This is a genomic window from Cyclobacterium salsum (assembly GCF_010119245.1).
Lineage (GTDB): Bacteria > Bacteroidota > Bacteroidia > Cytophagales > Cyclobacteriaceae > Cyclobacterium > Cyclobacterium salsum.
On sequence record NZ_WNKG01000013.1, the window covers coordinates 16,225 to 36,936 of the forward strand.

Genomic DNA, 20,712 nt, shown 5'->3' on the forward strand with positions numbered 1-20,712 from the left:
TAATTTTTCCAAATATTAATTCTTTATACGTATGAAATCGATTGCATGTTATTTTAAATATTCCTATGTTGGACCCGTATTGGTGAAAGGAAGACCTGATTCGTCACCGGTATAGGGAAGTAAAGTGCTTTCCATGTATTAATAATTAAAACCCAAATAAAATGAAAAAAATCTTACTAGCGTATGATTTAAAAGGAGCTAGCCGGATGGGCTACTTTCTTTGGATCAGCCTGTGGATGATTTCGACCGGTTTTGCAAATGCAACGGTGGACCATCCCAACAGGGTATATCCCACAGGCCTGTCCTCCCTTGAGGCAACCGTAGAAGCTGAAGACGTCACCGTCACAGGTATTGTCACTGATGAATCCGGAGAAGGAATTCCGGGTGTTACCGTTTTCATTGCCGGTACTGGGACGGGAACGGTCACAGACATTGATGGAAGCTATTCCATATCAGTAGCTGAAGATGCGGAATTGACCTATTCTTATGTGGGATTTATTTCCCAAACGATTGCGGTAGGAAACCAATCCGAAATCAACGTCACCCTACTTATGGATACTGCTTCTCTGGAAGAAGTAGTTGTCATTGGTTATGGTACGGCAAGAAAAAGAGACTTGACAGGAGCCGTTTCTTCGGTAACTGCCACTCGGCTGGAAAATGAAAACCCCAATTCCGTACAGGATGTACTCCGTGGAAACATTGCCGGTTTGAATGTAGGACTGAACACTTCCGCCAAAGGTGGTGGTAGCCTGGAAGTTAGAGGTAGAACCTCACTGAATGCCGGTTCCAGCCCCCTGATCGTATTGGATGGCGCTATTTATTACGGCCAGCTCGCTGATATCAACCCCAATGATATTGAAAGCATCGACGTATTGAAAGATGCCAGTTCCGCTGCCGTGTTCGGGGCAAAAGCTGCCAACGGTGTCGTGTTGGTCAACACGAAAAAAGGAGCCTTGGGCAAGCCACAGATAAAAATAAACACCAACTGGGGTGTGGCGAGCATGGCCAAGGACGAGCCCGTGTACGGACCGCAAGGCTTTTTGTCCTGGAGAGAAGATGTAATGGAAAGTATCAATGCAGGCGGTTTTGAACCCTACCGCTTTTCAAACCCCAACACCCTTCCTTCAGATATCTCCCTGGAAACCTGGCTGGATTACGATGGATCCGACGGAGACCCGGAAACGGTTTGGTTGCAGCGCCTAAACATGCAACCGCTGGAAATCGCCAATTACAAGGCAGGAGAGAGCGTCAACTGGTACAATATGATGTTTCAGAATGGCTTGCGACAAGACCATACCGTAAGCCTTTCCGGTAGAAACGAGGATTTTAGATACTATTGGTCCATGGGATACCTGGATAACGAAGGCCTGGTCGTCGGAGATAAATTTACCACCATCCGAAGCCGGTTCAACATAGAAGGCAATGTCAACGAATGGTTGACGGTAGGGATGAACACCCAATTTGCGGACAGGGATGAAAGTCAGATCCCTGTAGCCTGGGGAAACATGGTCAATTTATCTCCCTGGGGAGAACCGTTCCTGGAAGATGGGGTAAGCCTCCGTTTCAGACCCAATGAGGAGGTGAGTGGTGGTCGCCATCCTTATTATACGCCCCAATTTACCGATCGCCTTCAAAAAGAGACCACTATCAACTCTACTTTGTATGCGTCCATTGAACTCCCTTTTGGTATCAATTTCAGAACCAATTTTACCCCCCGGTATGAGTTTTACGAGCGGTACAATCACGAAATGGCTGCCCATCAGGATTTTGAAAACATGGGAGGAAGGGCCAGCAGGCAACAAAGGAAAGTATATTTCTGGCAAGTGGATAATATCCTGAGCTGGAATAAAAACTTCAACAACATCCATAATTTTGATGTGACCTTATTGGCAAATGCGGAAAAATTCCAGAGTTGGGACAACAGCATACAAAATGTGGGATTTGAGCCACATGACCGCCTGGGATACCATAACATCGGAGCCGGAATCAACCCCATCATTTCAAGCAATGACCAGCAACATACTGCAGATGCCTTGATGGGAAGGTTGATCTATACCCTTTCTGACAAATACATCACCACCATCTCCGTAAGGAGGGATGGCTATTCTGCTTTTGGACAGAGTAACCCCAGGGCTACCTTTACCTCAGCGGCTTTTGGCTGGGTATTTACGGATGAAGACTTCGTCAACATCCCCTGGCTGGATTATGGTAAATTAAGGGCTTCCTGGGGGGTGAACGGCAACAGAGACATTGGACGATATGCCGCCCTATCCGATCTGCAAACCGGGAAATATTTCTACCAAAGACCCAGTGGAGAGTTGTACTTTGTTAGTCAGTTGTATGTCAACACCATGCAAAACGAAAATCTTCGATGGGAAAAAACCACTTCCACCAACCTGGGACTTGACTTCTCCTTGTTTAACAGCATACTGGACGGTACCATAGAAGTGTACGACATGTCTACTACGGATCTCCTGGTGGAAAGAAGCCTTCCGGATATTCTGGGATTCAATTTTGTGTATGACAACCTGGGTGAAGTGAGAAACCGGGGAGTAGAAGTCAGCTTAAATAGCCTGTTACTCAATCGTTCCAACCTTACCTGGAGAACCAGCCTGAATTTCCAAATGAACCGCAACCGAATTGTAAGCCTTTATGGCGATTTGGATGAAGAGGGTAATGAACTGGATGATATCGGCAACCGCTGGTTTATAGACCGAGCCATAGATGCCGTATGGAATTACAAAACAGACGGTATCTGGCAAACTCCCGAAGCCGATGAGGCCAGTGATTACGGGGTAAAACCAGGCGATTTTAAAATCGAAGATGTCAACGAAGACGGCTTGTACACCAATGCCGACCGGCAGTTTCTGGGATTCTCAGAGCCCAGGTCCCGATGGAGTTTGAGAAATGAATTTAAAGTTTGGAAAAATTTCGATGTGTCTTTTATGATGTATGCCTATTTGGGTCATATCGGAACCTTCAACCAGCGAAAGAACCGACAGGGCTTTTTGGATCGTTCCAATTCCTATATCCTCCCTTATTGGACAGCGGAAAATCCAAGTAATGAGTGGGCCAGGTTGTACTCCAGCGAAGGAGGAGCCGGAGGCTTCAATGTGTATCAAAGCAGGTCCTTCGTACGATTGGAAAATATTTCCATGGCCTATACCGTTCCACAAACCATTTTGGAAAGAGCAAAAATTGAAAATTTGAGGCTCTACATGAATGTTCGAAACGTAGGCTTCTATGCTCCGGAAATGAACTTCTGGGACCCTGAGTCTGGAGGACCAACGCCTAGAATTTTTACACTGGGACTCGATTTGACGCTTTAATGGTTGACTATTTAAAAGAATTAATCATGAAAATTAACATAAAAAGATCTTCATTTTACCTGGGCCTGTTGGCATCAGGTATGATGCTAACGACGACAGGATGCGATGAATCCTGGCTGGAACCCAAACCGCTTTCTTTCTACGCGCCGGAAAACACCTTCAACGCCGCCAGTGGGCTCTGGGGTGCCCTGGTGGCTTGTGAGCGAAACATGCGCCACGAGTATACCGGTGATGGACCTCCTATATTAACCGAACATATATTCACTGAAGTGGCTATAGAAGGTACGACGGATAAATCCGGACCGGCGCAGGACATGAACCTGCTGATTACCCCTGATGCCAACCTGAACAGTACCAACACCAATAAAATTGGCTGGTATTGGTATGAAGGTTTTAAGGGTATCAAATATGCCAATACGGTGATCTCCCGAATCGATGATCCCACAGACTACGAATCAGAAGCAGAGCGTAACCACATTCTCGGGACGGCTTACTTTCACCGGGCCTTGCGCTACTACCGGCTGACCAATCAATTCGGCGATGTTCCTTTAATTCTGGAGGAGATCCTCGAACCCAGACTTGATTTTTATTCCACGGACCGGGAAGTCATTCTCCGGAAGATGAAGGAAGACCTGGAATGGGCCGAACCCTGGGTTCCGGAAGTAATGGACCGGGGACAGGTTCCTAAGGGTGCCATTCAACATCTGCTGACCAAAGTAAACCTTGCCCTGGGAGAATTTGATGATGCCATTGCTTCCGCCAGTCGCTTGATTGACGGAGGCACCCATGCCCTGATGACAGAAAGATTTGGTTCTACCGGTAACGATCCCGACAGAAACCTGATATGGGACTTGCACCGGCCTGAAAACAAATCATCAAATGCCAATACAGAGGCCATACTGATGGTAATGGACCGGTTGGATACGGATGGAAATTCCGGAGGGATGTCATCCATGCGCCAGGCTGTTCCCTTCTGGATCACCAATATTAATACGCCGAATGGAAACAGAGGAACCATTGATCAACCAGGCATCGACATCGACCATGTTACCAGATATGGAAGGGGAATTGGTCGTCTTAGAGGCACCTGGTACCACCAAAGCATGATCTGGGACGATGAAAATGACCTGCGGCATGCCCCCGGAAATTGGATGGACATGACCGACCTGGTCTACAACAATCCCGATTTAATTGGGCTAGATGATGAATATTATGGTCAACCCCTTCAATTCCGAAATGATGAAGGAACGGTATTGGTAGTCGACACCATCCGTAGCTGGTTCTCCTGGCCACACTATAAATTATATATACCTGATCCACAAAATATCAGGCCAAGTGGTGGTCACAGTGACTGGTACATATTCCGACTCGCAGAAACGTATCTTCTCCGGGCTGAAGCCCATGTATGGAAGGGGGATTTGGCCAATGCTGCAGCAGATGTAAATGCGGTTAGGACACGCGCCGAAGCCGCCCCGTATGGTCCTGAAGAGATGAACATAGGGACTATTCTCGATGAAAGAGCTAGAGAACTTTACTATGAAGAACCCAGAAAAACGGAACTGACCCGAATGGCTTTTATTTTTGCCAATACCGGTATTCAGGCTTACAATGGAAAAACCTATTCCATAGATAACTTCTCCGAAGAAAATTTTCTGTATGACAGGATCATGGAATTTACGGATTATTACAACAAAGGTGTTTTTACGCGTCATGGTGATACCTATACCTATAGCCCTTACCATGTGCTATGGCCGATTCCTGCCGATGCCATCAATACCAATACAAAAGGTATCATCAACCAAAATCAAGGCTATTCAGGCTTTGAAAACAATGTGCCCCCCTTAACTACGGTGGATGGTAACCATACCAGCCCTATGGAATAAAATCACCCCCTTTATCATTATAAAAGCCCGGAAATTTCTTCCGGGCTTTTTTTTCTAGGTCCCGGAATTAGGCTTCACCGTTATCATAAACATTTGTCGGGTTCCATTTGCTGTCATACCAGGGACAAGGAGCCTGTTATTGCTTCGGTTCCACCGGGGCGCAGGATCGATGCGAATATCGCCACTATACGCCCCCTTGCTGATCCCCTCAGATCTGGCCCAGGCACCGTCACTGCGCCGTAACACAGTATAATAAGTAAGGGTATCTTTTGAATAGCCGTTGACAAACCAATTGCCATCAGGTGAAAGCGAAATATCTCCTTCCGGATTAGGGAACAAGTTGGAATCACCCAGGTATCCGACAATTTCCATTTTTTCCACGTCGTACATTACCTGTCTTTTCGTACCGGTCTCGTCCGGTGCACTTCCCATGAGTATCGTTCCCTCTCCCCATTCGGGATGTCCACCAATGAAAATGTCGTGGCGAGTCAACCCGGTCCCGTCTGCACGGATCGTGAACGGTACGTTGACACGCTCCCCTTCGTCTCTATTTCCACTCCAACCGGCACGAGCAAAGAAATAAATCAGTTCAGAATCCCTGTCCCAAAGGGTATGATTGATAAACAATCCGGTGTGTTGCAAGTCTGGTTGGGATTCTTTGATTTTTTGATCCAATTGAAAAAAGGAAACCAACAGTCGTTTTTCGCCGGTTGCGGCATTTACGATAAAAATACCGTCGTTTTTTGGTGCCAGGTCATCCTTTGACCAATCCACTGCACCGGAATAACCAGTTACCCGACGCAGCCGGGACATCCTACCATAATTGAGCCCCAACCAGAACGAGCCGTCCGGTGCCACGCCGCCATTTCCGATTGGCGTATCTTTGTACCGAAATTCCTGAACCCTTTTCTTTTCATCCAGGTCGTAAATCACCGTAAACACCTCACCCGTCGCCGTATCTTTGTCATTAAAAAAAAACTGACTTTCGGGATGATTCGGGTTCCAATAGAACATCGTCCCCTGCTGAGGATTCCAGGCATGGGTTTTGTCCAGGTAAATCAACTGGTCATTTGCCTGTCTGTCCCGTACAAAAATCGTTGCGGCTTCATCGGAATGGGGCATGCGGTGAATGGAATCGATTTCCATTCCGAGAACATACTGTTCCGAGGCATTCCAGGGGGTCGTCAGGCATTGCCCGATATAGCCAAAAAAATGATGTTTCGAACCGGAGGTGAGTTGGGTTACCTCCAACGTAAAACTTGTAGCAACCGGTTCTTTTTTCTGTTGGCAGGCCTGGAGAAGGAGAAGAAATATTCCGCTGGCAAACAAGCCAATACGTATTCGGTTCGGGTAAAACGCGGGTTCAGGATGTCTTTTCATGGTTATCTGGTTTTCCTTCCAATATCGGATTTTTTCAGAAAAAAAGGAAAAATCGGAAAAGGCGCATCCTTCCATTCTGCATGCGAACAATAACGATCGTTTCGCTGACGGTTCGACACCGATAGCCCTGGGTAAATGGTTGACATCGAAGAAAAAATTGGCCTTCCCTGTTCATTAACCAAACCCCTCCAATCTTTATCAGGAAAGGACCTTTGATTCCGGAAACAAAAAAACCGCTGGAAACAATGTTCGCAGCGGTTTATGATGAATAAGGGTAAAATTATAATCCAAACAATCCCGGAAGCCAGAGTGTCAACTCCGGAATTAAGGTAATCACGATCAATCCCAGGATCATGGCCAGGAAAAACGGAAGTAAGGGCAAAAATACCTTGGCAATGGTGGTTTTGGCTACTCCCACACCGATAAACAATACCGATCCTACCGGCGGGGTACAGATTCCAATACATAAATTCAGTACCATTATGATTCCAAAATGGACCGGGTCAATACCTATGGTCACCACTGCCGGAAGGAAAATAGGCGTAAAAATCAATACAGCCGGCGTCATGTCCATGAATGTTCCTACAAATAAGAGGATCAAATTAATCATGATCAAAATAACAAATTTGTTATCGCTAAGTGCCAGCAAGGATGAGCTTATAGATTGCGGTATGTTTTCGCTAGACATCGCCCAGGACATGCTCATGGAGGTTGCGATAAGTAACATCACGATGGCCGTAGTTTCTGAAGATTTTAACAAAACTCCCGGTAGGTCTTTTACTTTGATCTCCCCATATATAAAGGAAAGCACCAAGGTATAGATTACCGCTATTGCCGAAGCTTCGGTAGCCGTAAACACCCCTATTACTATTCCTCCAATAACCACCACCAATAACATCAAACTTGGAAACGCAGCCAAAAACTTGGTACCAAGCTCTTTTAAGGTAGTCACCTCTCCTGGCTTGAGATTGTGTTTTTTAATAAAAATAGCTGCCGTTATCATCAGAAACATTCCTACCAACAAGCCGGGAATGTATCCGGCTACGAAGAGTGCAGCTATCGAAACCCCCCCACTCGCCAGGGAATATACGATGAGTACATTGGAAGGAGGAATAATTAATCCCGTCGTAGAGGATGTGATATTGACAGAAGCCCCGAGTTCTCTGGGATAGCCTTCCTTTTCCATGCGAGGACCAAGAATACCACCGATGGCTGATGCGGCAGCGGCTGCGGAACCTGCAATGGCACCGAATAGCATGGCTGCAATTACATTTACATAGAGCAAGCCTCCCGGTAACCTCCCGGTCATGGCTTTTGCCAGATTAATCAGACGGTTGGCAATTCCGCCTTTGTTCATGATTTCTCCTGCCAGAATAAAAAACGGGATGGCTAATAAGGCGAAACTATCCAGTCCCACTCCCATCCGTTGGGCGATGGTGGTTGCTGAGGGAACCGTAGCAATGGTTACGGTAAGCGTGAGAAAACTGGAAAATCCCAGTGCCCAGGCCACCGGCACTCCGATGCCCATAAGAATGATAAAACTGCTTACCAGAATGAGTATGCTTAAATATTCTTCCATTTCGATTTAATTTTGGGAGTCTTGTTTGAACAACAATGATTTCAGGTTTACAAACTGATAAAAAAGCACCAGCAAACCACTAAATGGTATCATCATATAGACATAAGCCAGCGGCAATTGTAAGGTAGCTGACTTTTGTTCCAGGGTATAAGTAATGTAAACCAGGTTAATTCCTCCTATTATCATCACAGGAATAACAAACAGCACAATGACAATACTGATCACGGCCAGCAATTTCCTTTTTGCCTCACCTTTAAGTTTGGTGGGCAATATATCAATGGCCAGGTGATTGTCCTGACCGGCTACATAGGCTGCTCCCAGCATGCCCAACCAGACCAGCAGGTATCTGGAAAGCTCATCCGTAAAAGAACTGGGAGCCTGAAGTACGTATCGGGAAAAAACCTGCCAACTTACATTAAGCACCATGAAAGCCATAATGATCATCAGCATGATTCCGATTACTTTATCCAATTGTAATTTTATAGCACGCATAACTTAATAATTTCTGATTTCCTCGACCAATGAATACATTTCAGGATTCTCGGTTTTCATCAATTCGTACACTTTTTCAGCCTCTTTTCTAAAAGGTTCCTTATCCGGATAGGTTATCTCAACCCCGGCTTCTTCCAGGATGCGCATGGATTCTGCCACCGATTCTTCCCAGAGTTTGAATTGGTAAACGGCAGACTCATCGGCAGCCTCCTGCAACCAAATCCTTTCCTCCTCAGATAAAATGTCCCAAACCTTCGTACTCACAATCATCATATCCGGAATGGCCGTATGTTCGTTCAGCGAATAATAGTTACATACCTCATAGTGTCTTGAAGTAACCAGACTGGGAGGATTATTTTCTGCGCCATCCACGATTCCCTGTTGCAAGGCCGTATACAATTCACCGAAGGAAACGGGCGTAGGGGATCCGCCAAAACTCTGTACCATATTGACGGCAGTAGGACTTTCCATTACACGGATTTTGAGCCCCTGGATATCTTCCGGCTTTTCTACCGGGGTATTGATGGTGTAAAAACTTCTTTTGCCGGCATCGTAAAAACAAAGCCCCTTCAGCCAGTATTTTTCCCCGGCCGCCAGCAACTGCTCCCCAATGGGGCCTTCCAGAACCCTGGCCTGATGTTCATCGTCCCTGAACAAATAGGGCTGTCCCAGGATCTTTATTTCAGGAGCAAAGCCCTCCATGGCTGCGGTGGATACCTTGGTCATGGACAAACTGCCGATTTGCAACAGCTCGACCAATTCCCTTTCCGTACCCAATTGCTGGTTAGGGTACACCTGTACGATCATTTTTCCATCCGATTTTTCCTCGGCCTTTTCTGCCAGGTAAAGCATGGCTTCGTGAACCGGATGGCTGGTATCCAGCCCATGTCCCAATTTTAATATGCGGACACCTCCGGGTTTTGAACAACCGATCAAAATAGCCGCTATAAACAGCAGGCCCAGGTAATTTAGGGATCTAATCCGTGTGGTTTTAAACATGTGTACGATGGTATTATTTTGGTTAATAGTAATTGACTCATCAAATAGTACGCTCTTTCGCAGATCATCGAAGCAATCTGCCAATATTTTCTCCGGAAACCAACTGATTTACCTCCTCCACGGTAACAAAATTCGCATCTCCGGGCACAGAATGCTTTAAAACAGATGCCGCTACTGCAAACTCCAGGGCTTCTGGCTCGGTTTTATGTAACAATCCATAAATTAATCCGGCCATAAAAGCATCCCCTCCTCCGATGCGGTCCACAATGGCCGGCATGTCGTATACCCTGGATCTAATCAGCTTTTCTCCATTCCATAATATCCCGCCCAACCGGTTATGCGAAGCGGAAACCGAATCCCGCTCCGTCGTGGATACCAGTTGGATGGAAGGACTTTGTGCTTTTGCTTTTTCACAGGCCGCCACAAAATTACTTTCGTGAATGTCCATGCAATTTGCAAAATCCGATAATCCCGCGATAATAACCTGGCTGTAGGAAATCAACTCCGGCAGGATATCCAGCGGTTGCTTGCCGTATCGCCATAAATTTCTTCGGTAATTAATATCTCCACTTACCGTTACTCCGTATCTTTTTGCCGCTTTCAGCATCCGAAGACAGAGGGAGGCGGCAGAAGCGGATAGGGCTGGGGTAATTCCTGACCAATGAAACCAATCCACGCCTTTAAACACCTGCTCCCAATCCAGGTCATGCCCGTCATAATGGGAAAAAACAGAATCAAACCGATCGTAAATGATTTTTGAAGATCGCTGCATGGCACCGTTTTCCAAAAAATACAAGCCCATCCTTCCCTCTCCGATGTGGATAAATGAGGTATCTATTCCACCTGTTTTGAGGTAACGAAGGGCGGCGCTACCCAGATCGTTGGACGGCAAGGCACTGATAAGGGCCACGTTCTGTTCCCAATAGGCCAGCGAAACGCCCACATTAGCTTCCGAACCACCCACCTCAGCATTGTAGTTGCCCGCCTGTATAAACCGTTCGTGCCCTGGCGTGGAAAGCCGCATCATTACCTCCCCTAATGTGAGTATTCGTTTACGCATTCGTTTTTTTGATACCGGATGTTAAACTGTCAAATTTAACGGTGATTTAAAAAAAAAGAAGCCCTTCGGCTCTTTTCTTTTAATTTATTTCTAAATTGTGCAATCGATTGCTCAAGATAATCAAATATTTGAAATGATACATAGAGTTTTACGAATTCATCCCGATGATAATGTTTTGGTTGCGTTAACCGATCTCAAAGCGGGTGAAAAAATACTTTTTGAAGGCCTGGAAATCAATTTGGTTAGCAGCGTGCCAGCCAAACATAAATTTACCATGGAATCCATGGAGGAAGGTGCCATTATTTATATGTATGGTATCATCGTCGGAAAAACCACGAGGCTCCTGAAAAAGGGAGAGGTTATTACCACGGAAAATATCGTTCACCAAACCGCGCCTTTTACGGGCAAGCGGACATCCTTCTCTTGGAATCCTCCGGAAGTCAATCGCTGGAAAAACCGGACCTTTGATGGGTTTCATCGCCCGGATGGGCAGGTGGGCACGGCCAATTACTGGCTGGTGGTACCCCTGGTTTTTTGCGAAAATCGCAACGTGGACATCATGAAGCAGGCCTTCGTGGAGGAACTGGGTTTTGCCAGGCCCAACCCCTATAAATCCCTGGTCCGGGAGTTGAAAGAGCGTTACCTGCAGGGAGACAAGGACCGTTTACAGCAGGTAGGCGTGGAAACGCTAGAACAGCCGGGGGAAGAAAAGTTATTTAAAAATATCGACGGTATCAAATTTTTGACCCATAACGGAGGTTGCGGAGGCACCCGGCAAGACTCGGAAGCCTTATGTGCCCTGATAGCGGGTTACATTAATAATCCCAATGTAGCCGGAGCTACCATTTTGAGCCTGGGTTGCCAAAATGCTCAACCGGCCATATTACGAGAAAAACTGGCTCAAATCGACCCCGACTATAAAAAGCCGGTGATCATGTTGGAACAGCAGGAAGAAGGTACTGAAAACCACATGCTTAACAAAGCCATTCAATCCACCTTTTTGGCCTTAACAGAAGCGGATCAACTGCAGCGGAAAGCAGCACCACTAAGCCAATTGACCATTGGCCTGGAATGCGGCGGTTCGGATGGCTTCTCCGGTATTTCCGCCAATCCCAGCCTGGGACAGGTCTCCGATATGCTGGCCGCCCTGGGGGGAAAAACCATTCTTTCCGAATTTCCGGAACTTTGCGGGGTGGAGCAAGAGCTGATCAACCGCTGTACTACGGATGCCAATGCCGACAAATTTGTTCGTCTTATGCGGGCCTATGCCGCTTCAGCAGAAGCCGTAGGTTCGGGTTTCGACATGAACCCCAGCCCGGGAAATATCAAAGATGGGCTAATTACCGATGCCATTAAATCGGCTGGTGCTGCCAAAAAAGGCGGTACCTCCCCCATTGTAGATATCCTGGATTATACCGAACTTGCCACGAAACCTGGCTTGAGTTTATTGTGCTCTCCGGGGAATGACGTGGAAAGTACCACTGCCATGGCGGGCTCTGGTGCCAATATCATCCTGTTCACCACCGGCCTGGGTACACCTACCGGCAATCCCGTTACACCGGTAATCAAAGTATCCTCTAACCACAAGTTGGCTAACAAAATGCCGGATATCATCGATGTGGATACCGGAGGCATTATTTCCGGTGAAAAAACCATCGAAGAAATGGGAGATGAACTTTTGGAGCACATCATCCAGGTGGCCAGCGGCAACATCAAAGCCAAAGCCGATATACTCAACCAGGATGATTTCATTCCCTGGAAAAGGGGAGTTTCTCTTTAATTAAACGATTAAAACGTATTTATTTATGTCTCAATTATTTTCAGTAAAAAACAAAGTCATTATTATTAGCGGCGGAACCGGCGTGTTGGGCAAAGCCATGGCCAAACATTTGGCAAAGGAAGGCGCACAAATGATCATTTTGGGGAGAAACACTAAAAAGGTAGAAGACCTCGTACAGGAAATTAAGGACGAGGGAGGTTTTGCTTTCCCTGCCGTTGCCGATGTAACCAAGGAAGATGAAATCACGGCGGTCAAAAAAGAGTTGGAAGCATCCTTTGACCAGATCGACGGCCTAATCAATGCTGCCGGAGGTAACATGCCCGGAGCTACCGTAATGCCCGACCAATTTTTCACGGACCTCTCTTCGGAGGCGGTTAAAAACATTATGGACTTAAATTACATGGGTACCTTTTTGCCCACCAAGGTATTTCTACCCCTACTGATTAAAACCAAAAAAGCTTCCATCATCAATATTTCTTCCATGGCGGCCAGCCGCCCCATGACCCGGGTAATGGGCTACGCTTCCGCCAAAGCGGCTATTGACAACATGACCAAATGGATGTCGGTCGAATTTGCCAAAAAATACGGAGAAGGCATTCGGGTCAATGCAGTGGCTCCGGGCTTCTTTTTGACGGCACAAAATGAGCGCTTGCTGACCAATGAAGATGGCAGTCTGACCGAAAGAGGAAACCTAATCAAGGACCACACCCCGATGGCCAGATTTGGGAAACCGGAAGAACTATTTGGAGCCGTACAATGGCTCAGCAGTGAAGCATCAAAATTTGTGACAGGAACCATAATCGAAGTAGATGGAGGCTTCAGCGCATTTTCAGGAGTATGAGTAAAGTCAATAACCCAATAATGATGGAACAAACCATGCGCTGGTATGGTCCCAATGATCCGGTCAGTCTGGCCGATATCCGGCAATCCGGTGCTACTGGGATTGTAACCGCCCTGCATCAGGTTCCCAACGGCGAAGTTTGGTCCCGGGAAGCCATTCGGGAACGGAAAAATATAATAGAAGAAGCCGGACTAACCTGGTCTGTGGTAGAAAGTGTTCCCGTACACGAAAACATTAAAACCCGATCGGGAAATTACCAGCAAAACATCAAAAACTATCAGGAAAGCATCCGCAACCTGGGGGCAGAAGGCATACATACCGTATGTTACAATTTCATGCCAATCCTGGACTGGACCCGTACCAATCTGGCCTATACGCTTCCCAATGGTGCCAAAGCCCTTCGCTTTGAAATGAAAGCCATTGCCGCCTTTGATGTGTACCTGCTGAAACGGCCCGGTGCGGAAAAAGATTATTCTCAGGAGATACTGACCAAGGCCAAAGCACATGTGGAGGCACTTTCTGACGAAGGAAAAGACAAACTGGTCGACACCATTATTGCGGGTTTACCCGGAGCAGAGGGAGGCTACACCGTAGCTGACTTTCAACAAGCGCTGGACACCTATAAGGGGATTGGTGCCGAAAAATTGGGAGAAAATCTAAACCTGTTTTTGGAAGCAATCATTCCGGTAGCCGAAGAAAGCAAGGTGTACCTGTGCATCCATCCGGATGACCCCCCCTTTCCTATCTTTGGCCTGCCGCGGGTCGTCAGTACGGCCAGCGATTACGACCGGATCCTTAAAGGAAACAACAGTGCATACAATGGATTTACCTTTTGTACCGGTTCCCTTGGGGTAAGGGCAGACAATGACCTGCCCGCCATGGTTCGTACGTATGGCGATCACATTCATTTCATTCATTTACGGAGCACGCAGCGGGATCAGGAGGGAAATTTCCACGAGGCCAACCACCTGGAAGGAGACGTTCCCATGGCAAAGGTCGTAGAAGCACTTATCGAACTCCAGCAAAAGCGGGGCAAACCCCTGCCCATGCGACCCGATCACGGTCACCAGATGTTGGATGATTTGGATAAGGTAACCAATCCCGGCTATTCCGCTATTGGAAGGCTAAAAGGACTGGCCGAAATCCGTGGTTTGGAATTAGGAATCGCAAGGAGTATTTTTGATAAATAAAAACAGAAAAATATTAAGTCATAACATATACTAACCCGATAATAATTATGAGTAAAGAGCAAGCTGGCAGGAGGGAATTTCTGAAAAAATCTGCCATGACTACCATGGGCATATCCGCGTTGGGAGCAGTAGGATTTTCCGCCAAAAGTTACGGGAAAATTCTGGGTGCAAACGATCGATTAAACATCGCCATTGCCGGATTGGGACGAAGATTAGGTGCCTTTTACAATCCGATTGGATTAAAATCCAGTAATGTGAATTTGATGTACCTCTGTGATGTCATGCAATCACAGCGGGAAAGGGCTGCCAAAAACTTTGAAAAACACATTGATTACAAGCCAAAGCTGGAAAACAGCATCCTGAAGGTGATCGAAGACCAGGAAGTAGATGCCCTGATCAATGCTACTCCAGATCACTGGCATGCGCCGGGAACCTGGCTGGCCCTGGAGGCTGGCAAACACGTGTATGTAGAGAAACCTTGTAGCCATAATCCTTACGAAGGAGAACTACTGGTCGCCTACCAGAAACAATATGGAAAAGTGGTGCAGATGGGTAATCAACAACGCTCTGCCCCTGAAAGCATCGAAATCATCAAGGCCATACATGAGGGTGCCATAGGAGATGTGTATAAAGCCACGGCCTTTTACAATTCCGCCAGAGGCGAAGTACCCAACCAAACAAAAGCAGCCCCGCCGCAAGGTTTGGATTGGGAACTGTTTCAAGGGCCTGCCCCCAGAAGGGAGTACACCGACGACACCTGGAATTACAACTGGCACTGGTATGGCTGGGATTATGGTACTGCCGAAACCGGCAACAACGCCACCCACGAACTGGATGTAGCCCGATGGGCCCTGCAAGTTGACTTCCCGGAAAAGGTAATGGTCGATTCAGGTAAATACCACTGGCCGAACGATGGCTGGGAAATGTACGATACCATGGATGCCGTATTTAAATTCTCCGACAACCGCACCATTCAGTGGGACGGCAAAAGCCGCAACGGACACAACACCTACGGACCCGGAAGAGGTACCGTCATCTATGGGACGGATGGTTCGGTATATGTAGACCGCGGCGGATACAAACAATTTGACCGTAGCGGAAAAGTGGTCAAAACCAACGAATCCGGTGGTAGTGAGGCCGGCACGGCACTTGGCGGTGGCGGCGACATGTCCACCCTGCACGTGGTCAATTTCTTTGAAGCCATCCGTGGAAAACAGGAACAAAACAGCCCCATCGACGAAGGAGCCAAAAGTGTGTTGCTGTGTCACCTGGCGAATATTGCCTCGCGAACCGGCGAAGTTCTGGAATGTGATTCCTCCAACGGCCACATCAGAAACAGTAGAACGGCAAGTGCTCTTTGGAAGAGAGAATATGAAAAAGGCTGGGAACCGAAGTTAAAAGCGTAACCTCCTTATTACTACACCTTATAAAAACCACCAATCATCCCCGGTAAAGCCGGGGATTTTTTTTACTAAGACTTTTTAATGCCGTGGATGACAGTACCTGCAAAGTACCGGAACCAACTCGGCTACTCTTTCCTGGTATCGGAACTCCTACGGTATCAGCCAACCATACCAGCGAAAAAACGCATCAGCAAAATTACCAGCAAGGAACACATGCAGTCCAGGCAAGGAAATAGCAACCATTTCAACGCAAAGGGACAGCACGCGGTCCAAGTTTTTGCAGGTACCGACCGTAGCGGTTCATCACCCAAAGATGCAGGCGGGCCTGGGTTGAGACGTACAGGTACCAGGGTATTTTGGGAACAAATTCGTGAATAGCCGTGATGATGTACTTACCTCCCAGCACTTCCCGGAATTCCAACCAACCGTAATCCGAACGGCCGACCAGCCAGCCCCCACTGATGTAAAACAATTGCCGCTTTTTCTCGCTTCGGTCTTTGATCCAGCTTAGTTGCAACATGGGAACATTGATAAAAAAAAGGTAAAAACTGACCACACCTTCCCGATTTTCCCGGGCATTGATAATCGATTTGAAAAACGTTGGCAGCCAAACTTTGTAACGATTAGCAGCCCAATAGGCACTTTTACCAAAGGTATTGGAAAGCCGCTGTATGCTTCTTACGGTATTTTCCCGACGACCCAGGGGCATAAATGTCGGCAAACGCGGTTCCCGTCCGGAACGCAATGCGATTTTAACCGACTCCTCATACGACTGGTACGCGATGGGAGATTCCCGAAAGGCCAATTCATCCGAAACGGTCATGGTATGTTTGAGGCTTTCAACCAGTGGGGATACCAACTGCGCCGGACTCTCGCCAAAATAGCCCACCCAAAGTTTGGAGAGGCCCGGGGAAAAAAACGGCACAGAAAAAATATACCGCTTTTTGCCCATCACTGCGGCGGTTTTCAGCATCATCTCCTGGTAAGACATGACTTCCGGGGAGCCAATTTCAATGGCCTTTCCAAATACATTCGGATTTCCCAGGCAGCCGTCAATGATGGTCAGCGTATCCTGCAGGGAGATGGGTTGGGTTTTGGATTCCGTCCATTTCGGACAGATCATTACCGGTAATTTTTCGACCAGGTTTTTGATCATTTGGAAGGAAGATCCACCGGGACCCACGATGATACTCGCCCGGAGGGCCGTGAGGGCAGCAGTGCCAGAAGCCAGCGTTTTTTCTACTTCCAAGCGGCTCCTAAGGTGCCGGGACCAGGTGCTCTCCGGTTCGTTTTTTGGCAGAATGCCTCCCAAATAAACCACTTGCTCGACCCCATTGGCCGAAGCTGCCCGGGCAAAATTGTCGGCCAGCAAAAGGTCCGTATCCTCAAAGCTCCCCTGATTCAAACGGGTGGACGCATTCATGGAATGAACCAGATACAGCGCATAATCAACTCCCTCCAGGGCCGTTTGCGTAGAACTGATCGAATACAATTCCACCTGCCGCCATTCGATTTCGGGATAGGGATTGTCCTGTACCTCCCTCCTGCTCAAACCAATAATATGGTACTTGTCCTTAAATCGCTCCATAAACCAACGACCGATATACCCCGTCGCACCGGCGATGGCCAGCACCTTTTTTTTCCCGTTTTCCATTGACTACCTAACTGGCGTTCACCCAAATTGTTGATGAAGAATTAAGGTAATGCGATAAATGTATTTTATTGCTACCGGGATTTATTTATCTTAAAAATTCGATTTCATCTATCTTATAACTGATTCCCTACTAAAATGAGCCGGTTCTTCTTGATTGCCCTACTATGTTTGACATGCAGCTCCCTCCCTGCCCAAAATCAAATTCAGACCCAAGCTAAAAATCCCCATTATTTCTCTTGGGGAAGCACGCCGGTATTTTTAATCGGGGCGGCTGGTTTCCACAGCTGGGCACCCGTCAGTCGTCCTGGAACCGTCCAGATAGAGCAACAATTGGAAAGAATGGGCAATTTGATCGATGAAATCAACAGCCCCCACATCATGGGGTTGGTCCGTTGGCTGCCCTATGACCCCATGAACCACCTGCATGACGGTACCGTAAAGCGCGTGCTGCAACCATGGAAACAGGAAGCTGACGGCAGGTACGATTTGAGTCAATTTTCTCCGGAATGGGAAACCCGACTGAAAAAATTGTTGGAAAGTGCCCTGGAAAAAAGAATCATCGTCGTTCTCGAACTGTGGGATGACTGGTCCGTCACCCGTGGTCCGGAAGGGGCCTATGATCCCGGGGACAATTTTGGATGGAACGGACACCCATTTAACCCCAACAACAACATTAACTACGATGAGCAAAGCTTACCTGCCAGTACCCTGCCCTGTGCCGCGCCCTTTTATCAGACCCTGCCATCAAAATCCAACAATCAGGAGGTATTTCACTATCAAAAATTATACATTGACCGGCTTTTAGGCATCATCGAAAGCTATCCCCATATCCTGCTAAATGTGAATAATGAAAGCAGGGCAGATCTGGAGTGGAGCCGCTTTTGGGCAGATTATGTAAAAGCCAGGTTTCCTATGGTCGGAGACATGCCCTCTACCAATAGGAAGGATGGCGGAGGAGAATGTCAGGATGACTTCAACCCTATGACCCTGGCATTGGATGACCGATTTAGATTTGTGGATATTTCCCAGGGGGTTTCGGGGCATGAATTCAATAGTCCTCAAGCCCAGGCCATCGATGGAGGAAAGCGAATCAGGGAGTACCGGGAAGCCATGAAGGCAAACGGTCAGGTCAAGCCACTGCTGGTCTCCAAGGATTACACCCGGGATGAAAATGGCGGAGACATCGTCATTTGGAGTAGATTTATCAACGGTACTGCCAGTACCCGCTTTCACCGGCCGGCAGCCGAAACCCCGGCTTCCGTAGTGGACTACCAGCATGCGGCCATGCTGCGCCTGGGCAAATTTGTATCCGGACTGCCATTCTGGGAGTTATCCCCCCATCCCGAGCTCCTTTCCTCCTTACCCGATGGGATGGCTGCCAACGTACTCAGTAATGGGGTGGACGTTCTGGCGATTCAATTGCTGGATGGTAAAGCGAATGCCATCATGGACCTGGAGCTTCCCGAGGGTCGCTGGAAAATTTCATGGATCAATCCGGCAACCGGTTTGCAACTTAAGGAAGAAACCATCCATCATTCCACCAAACGGCTGTCAGTCCGGATACCTGCCGATTCACCTCATTTGATCGTGCATATGGAAAAGGTTAATTAATAAAATCCTTTAGAGATTCGGAAAAAAATAAGAGATGAGTGGGAATAGTATTATCACGGGTAACTTTACTCTTTTATTGCTTTGGTTTTCTTAGCGTATTTTTAATCCTCAGAACCACCAGTCTCACAGATCAAAGACAAGAAATCCAAGTTCATCCCAAAAATTCTGACATACCCAAAGCTTCCCGTCTTTGGCGAAGTATCTGTAATAAATGTTGGGTACCTCTTCCAATTCCGCCTCCGATACAAGATTAAATTCGGAGTCCAAGACTGACAAAAACACCCTAGGCCTGACGTTCTCTGCGGTTCCATCAGGTCCATTTCCGTGGATCCACTTAGTGGATAACCGAAAATAGCGCCTATTTACTTTGTCCCATACCGGGGATTCATAATGGACTTGTTCCCCAAGCTTTCTTTCCTCCTTACTAATTTGCTCCCGAGTTCCATTTAAAATTTCCGGCAATTTAGCTCTTTTAGGCGTCAGTTTTGGTTCGTAGTCGACGACTTTTATCAGCTCACCCCTTAGATTAAAGAGGATTATTTCATTAGAATATTGGTGGGTTATATAAATATAGTTCTCATCGGCATTGAGATATACCCATGGGGGACGGGGAACAATGCCAGCTTTGAAAAAATAATCAGTAAAGGAATTCTTTGGATCTAAATCGATATTTTTAACCCTATTGTCCAGGACTGATAAGATTCCCAAAAAAGCCGTCTTTTCCATAAAATCGAGATTGGTCCCCACCACCCGCCAATCCCCGGTGTTCACTACTAACTCCATTCTCGGCGGTACAGCACCAAATGGGTCTCCTGCGGAATCCTTTGCTGTAAGCCAATTGACCTTTTGCACTACACGTCCATTTTTATCAATCACTGAGGAGAAGGGTATGGATTTTAGAAACAGCAGGTTCTCCTTCAAAGACTGCAAACCAAAGATATGCTGGCCTACCCCATTGGGTCCTTCAACTTCCAAGGGAAAGGATCTCACAAAGGCTTTCCGATCGAGGTCGATTTCGTCAATGGAATGATCATGGTGATTATACAAAAAAAAGGATTTTTCATCATCATCCAGGTCGGAAGCATTCATATACCCTGAAACACCCAATATTTGTTCTTTTGAGTCTATGAGAACTGTATCTACTAAATACTCAATGACCTGACTACCTTGTTCGGTACTCCTCTCCTGGCAAGAAAAGGACAGGTAAAATAGTACTGAAAATAGGAAATACTTCCAATTCCTGAATTTATGTAATTCAGCCAATTGACACCTAACATGTACTTTCTTCTTAATACACTCCAACCAACCTAAATTTACCTTTGGCATTTCTTCCCTTGTTTAAGTGATTTCCATCTCAAGTACTCTTATTTAAAATGCTTCCATTTTACAGCCTTTCATTTATTGGGTACCTCCTTTGACGGATTAATTTTAAGCAGTACTCCCCTTTTCCCCCAAAGCATCAGGAAAATGGGTGCGCTGGCTGAAGATGTTTTCGGGTCGTTTACCTTCGT

At 47.0% G+C, this 20,712-nt stretch carries 14 protein-coding genes; 7 read left to right on the top strand and 7 right to left on the bottom strand.

The window, feature by feature from the left end; all coding sequences use genetic code 11:
- Window positions 1-161: 161 nt before the first annotated feature.
- Window positions 162-3,329 (top strand): SusC/RagA family TonB-linked outer membrane protein, encoded by a 3,168-nt coding sequence (locus tag GJS45_RS20065; protein WP_235954889.1) that lies wholly within the window; start codon window positions 162-164, stop codon window positions 3,327-3,329.
- Between the two features lie 26 nt (window positions 3,330-3,355).
- Window positions 3,356-5,212: a RagB/SusD family nutrient uptake outer membrane protein gene (locus tag GJS45_RS20070; protein ID WP_162343662.1), complete on the top strand. Its 1,857-nt coding sequence runs from the start codon at window positions 3,356-3,358 to the stop codon at window positions 5,210-5,212.
- 54 nt (window positions 5,213-5,266) lie between these two features.
- On the opposite strand, the gene GJS45_RS20075 is transcribed toward GJS45_RS20070, so the two are convergent.
- The 5 genes from GJS45_RS20075 to GJS45_RS20095 all read right to left on the bottom strand — a co-directional run bounded on the left by GJS45_RS20075 (window position 5,267) and on the right by GJS45_RS20095 (window position 10,722).
- A complete protein-coding gene (locus GJS45_RS20075) occupies window positions 5,267-6,592 on the bottom strand; it encodes a hypothetical protein (RefSeq protein WP_162343663.1) in 1,326 nt (441 codons plus the stop codon).
- A 280-nt stretch (window positions 6,593-6,872) separates the two neighbouring features.
- Window positions 6,873-8,171: a TRAP transporter large permease gene (locus tag GJS45_RS20080; protein WP_162343664.1), complete on the bottom strand. Its 1,299-nt coding sequence runs from the start codon at window positions 8,169-8,171 to the stop codon at window positions 6,873-6,875.
- Window positions 8,172-8,177: 6 nt separating this feature from the next.
- Entirely contained in the window at window positions 8,178-8,663 is a 486-nt protein-coding gene (locus tag GJS45_RS20085; RefSeq protein ID WP_162343665.1) for a TRAP transporter small permease, read from the bottom strand.
- Window positions 8,664-8,666: 3 nt separating this feature from the next.
- On the bottom strand, window positions 8,667-9,662 hold the full coding sequence (locus tag GJS45_RS20090) for a TRAP transporter substrate-binding protein (protein WP_162343666.1): 996 nt from the start codon (window positions 9,660-9,662) through the stop codon (window positions 8,667-8,669).
- Window positions 9,663-9,726: 64 nt separating this feature from the next.
- Window positions 9,727-10,722: a sugar kinase gene (locus tag GJS45_RS20095; RefSeq protein ID WP_162343667.1), complete on the bottom strand. Its 996-nt coding sequence runs from the start codon at window positions 10,720-10,722 to the stop codon at window positions 9,727-9,729.
- A 133-nt stretch (window positions 10,723-10,855) separates the two neighbouring features.
- On the opposite strand from GJS45_RS20095, the gene GJS45_RS20100 reads away from it, so the two are divergent.
- Genes GJS45_RS20100 through GJS45_RS20115 form a run of 4 tightly spaced genes read left to right on the top strand, consistent with a single transcriptional unit; the run spans window position 10,856 to window position 15,939 of the window.
- A complete protein-coding gene (locus GJS45_RS20100) occupies window positions 10,856-12,502 on the top strand; it encodes a UxaA family hydrolase (RefSeq protein ID WP_162343668.1) in 1,647 nt (548 codons plus the stop codon).
- 25 nt (window positions 12,503-12,527) lie between these two features.
- Window positions 12,528-13,343 carry an SDR family oxidoreductase gene (locus GJS45_RS20105; protein ID WP_162343669.1) on the top strand — a complete coding sequence of 272 codons (816 nt, stop codon included), beginning with the start codon at window positions 12,528-12,530 and terminating at the stop codon, window positions 13,341-13,343.
- Between the two features lie 23 nt (window positions 13,344-13,366).
- Entirely contained in the window at window positions 13,367-14,533 is a 1,167-nt protein-coding gene (gene uxuA / locus GJS45_RS20110; RefSeq protein ID WP_162343760.1) for a mannonate dehydratase, read from the top strand.
- Window positions 14,534-14,580: 47 nt separating this feature from the next.
- Window positions 14,581-15,939, top strand: coding sequence for a Gfo/Idh/MocA family protein (locus GJS45_RS20115; RefSeq protein WP_162343670.1), 1,359 nt, complete (start codon window positions 14,581-14,583; stop codon window positions 15,937-15,939).
- A 241-nt stretch (window positions 15,940-16,180) separates the two neighbouring features.
- Here the strand turns inward: GJS45_RS20115 and GJS45_RS20120 are convergent, their stop codons facing one another.
- Window positions 16,181-17,590 (bottom strand): NAD-dependent epimerase/dehydratase family protein, encoded by a 1,410-nt coding sequence (locus tag GJS45_RS20120; protein WP_162343671.1) that lies wholly within the window; start codon window positions 17,588-17,590, stop codon window positions 16,181-16,183.
- A gap of 135 nt (window positions 17,591-17,725) precedes the next feature.
- On the opposite strand from GJS45_RS20120, the gene GJS45_RS20125 reads away from it, so the two are divergent.
- Window positions 17,726-19,201: a hypothetical protein gene (locus tag GJS45_RS20125; RefSeq protein ID WP_162343672.1), complete on the top strand. Its 1,476-nt coding sequence runs from the start codon at window positions 17,726-17,728 to the stop codon at window positions 19,199-19,201.
- 123 nt (window positions 19,202-19,324) lie between these two features.
- Here the strand turns inward: GJS45_RS20125 and GJS45_RS20130 are convergent, their stop codons facing one another.
- Window positions 19,325-20,527 (bottom strand): DUF4221 family protein, encoded by a 1,203-nt coding sequence (locus tag GJS45_RS20130; RefSeq protein WP_162343673.1) that lies wholly within the window; start codon window positions 20,525-20,527, stop codon window positions 19,325-19,327.
- Window positions 20,528-20,712: the final 185 nt, after the last annotated feature.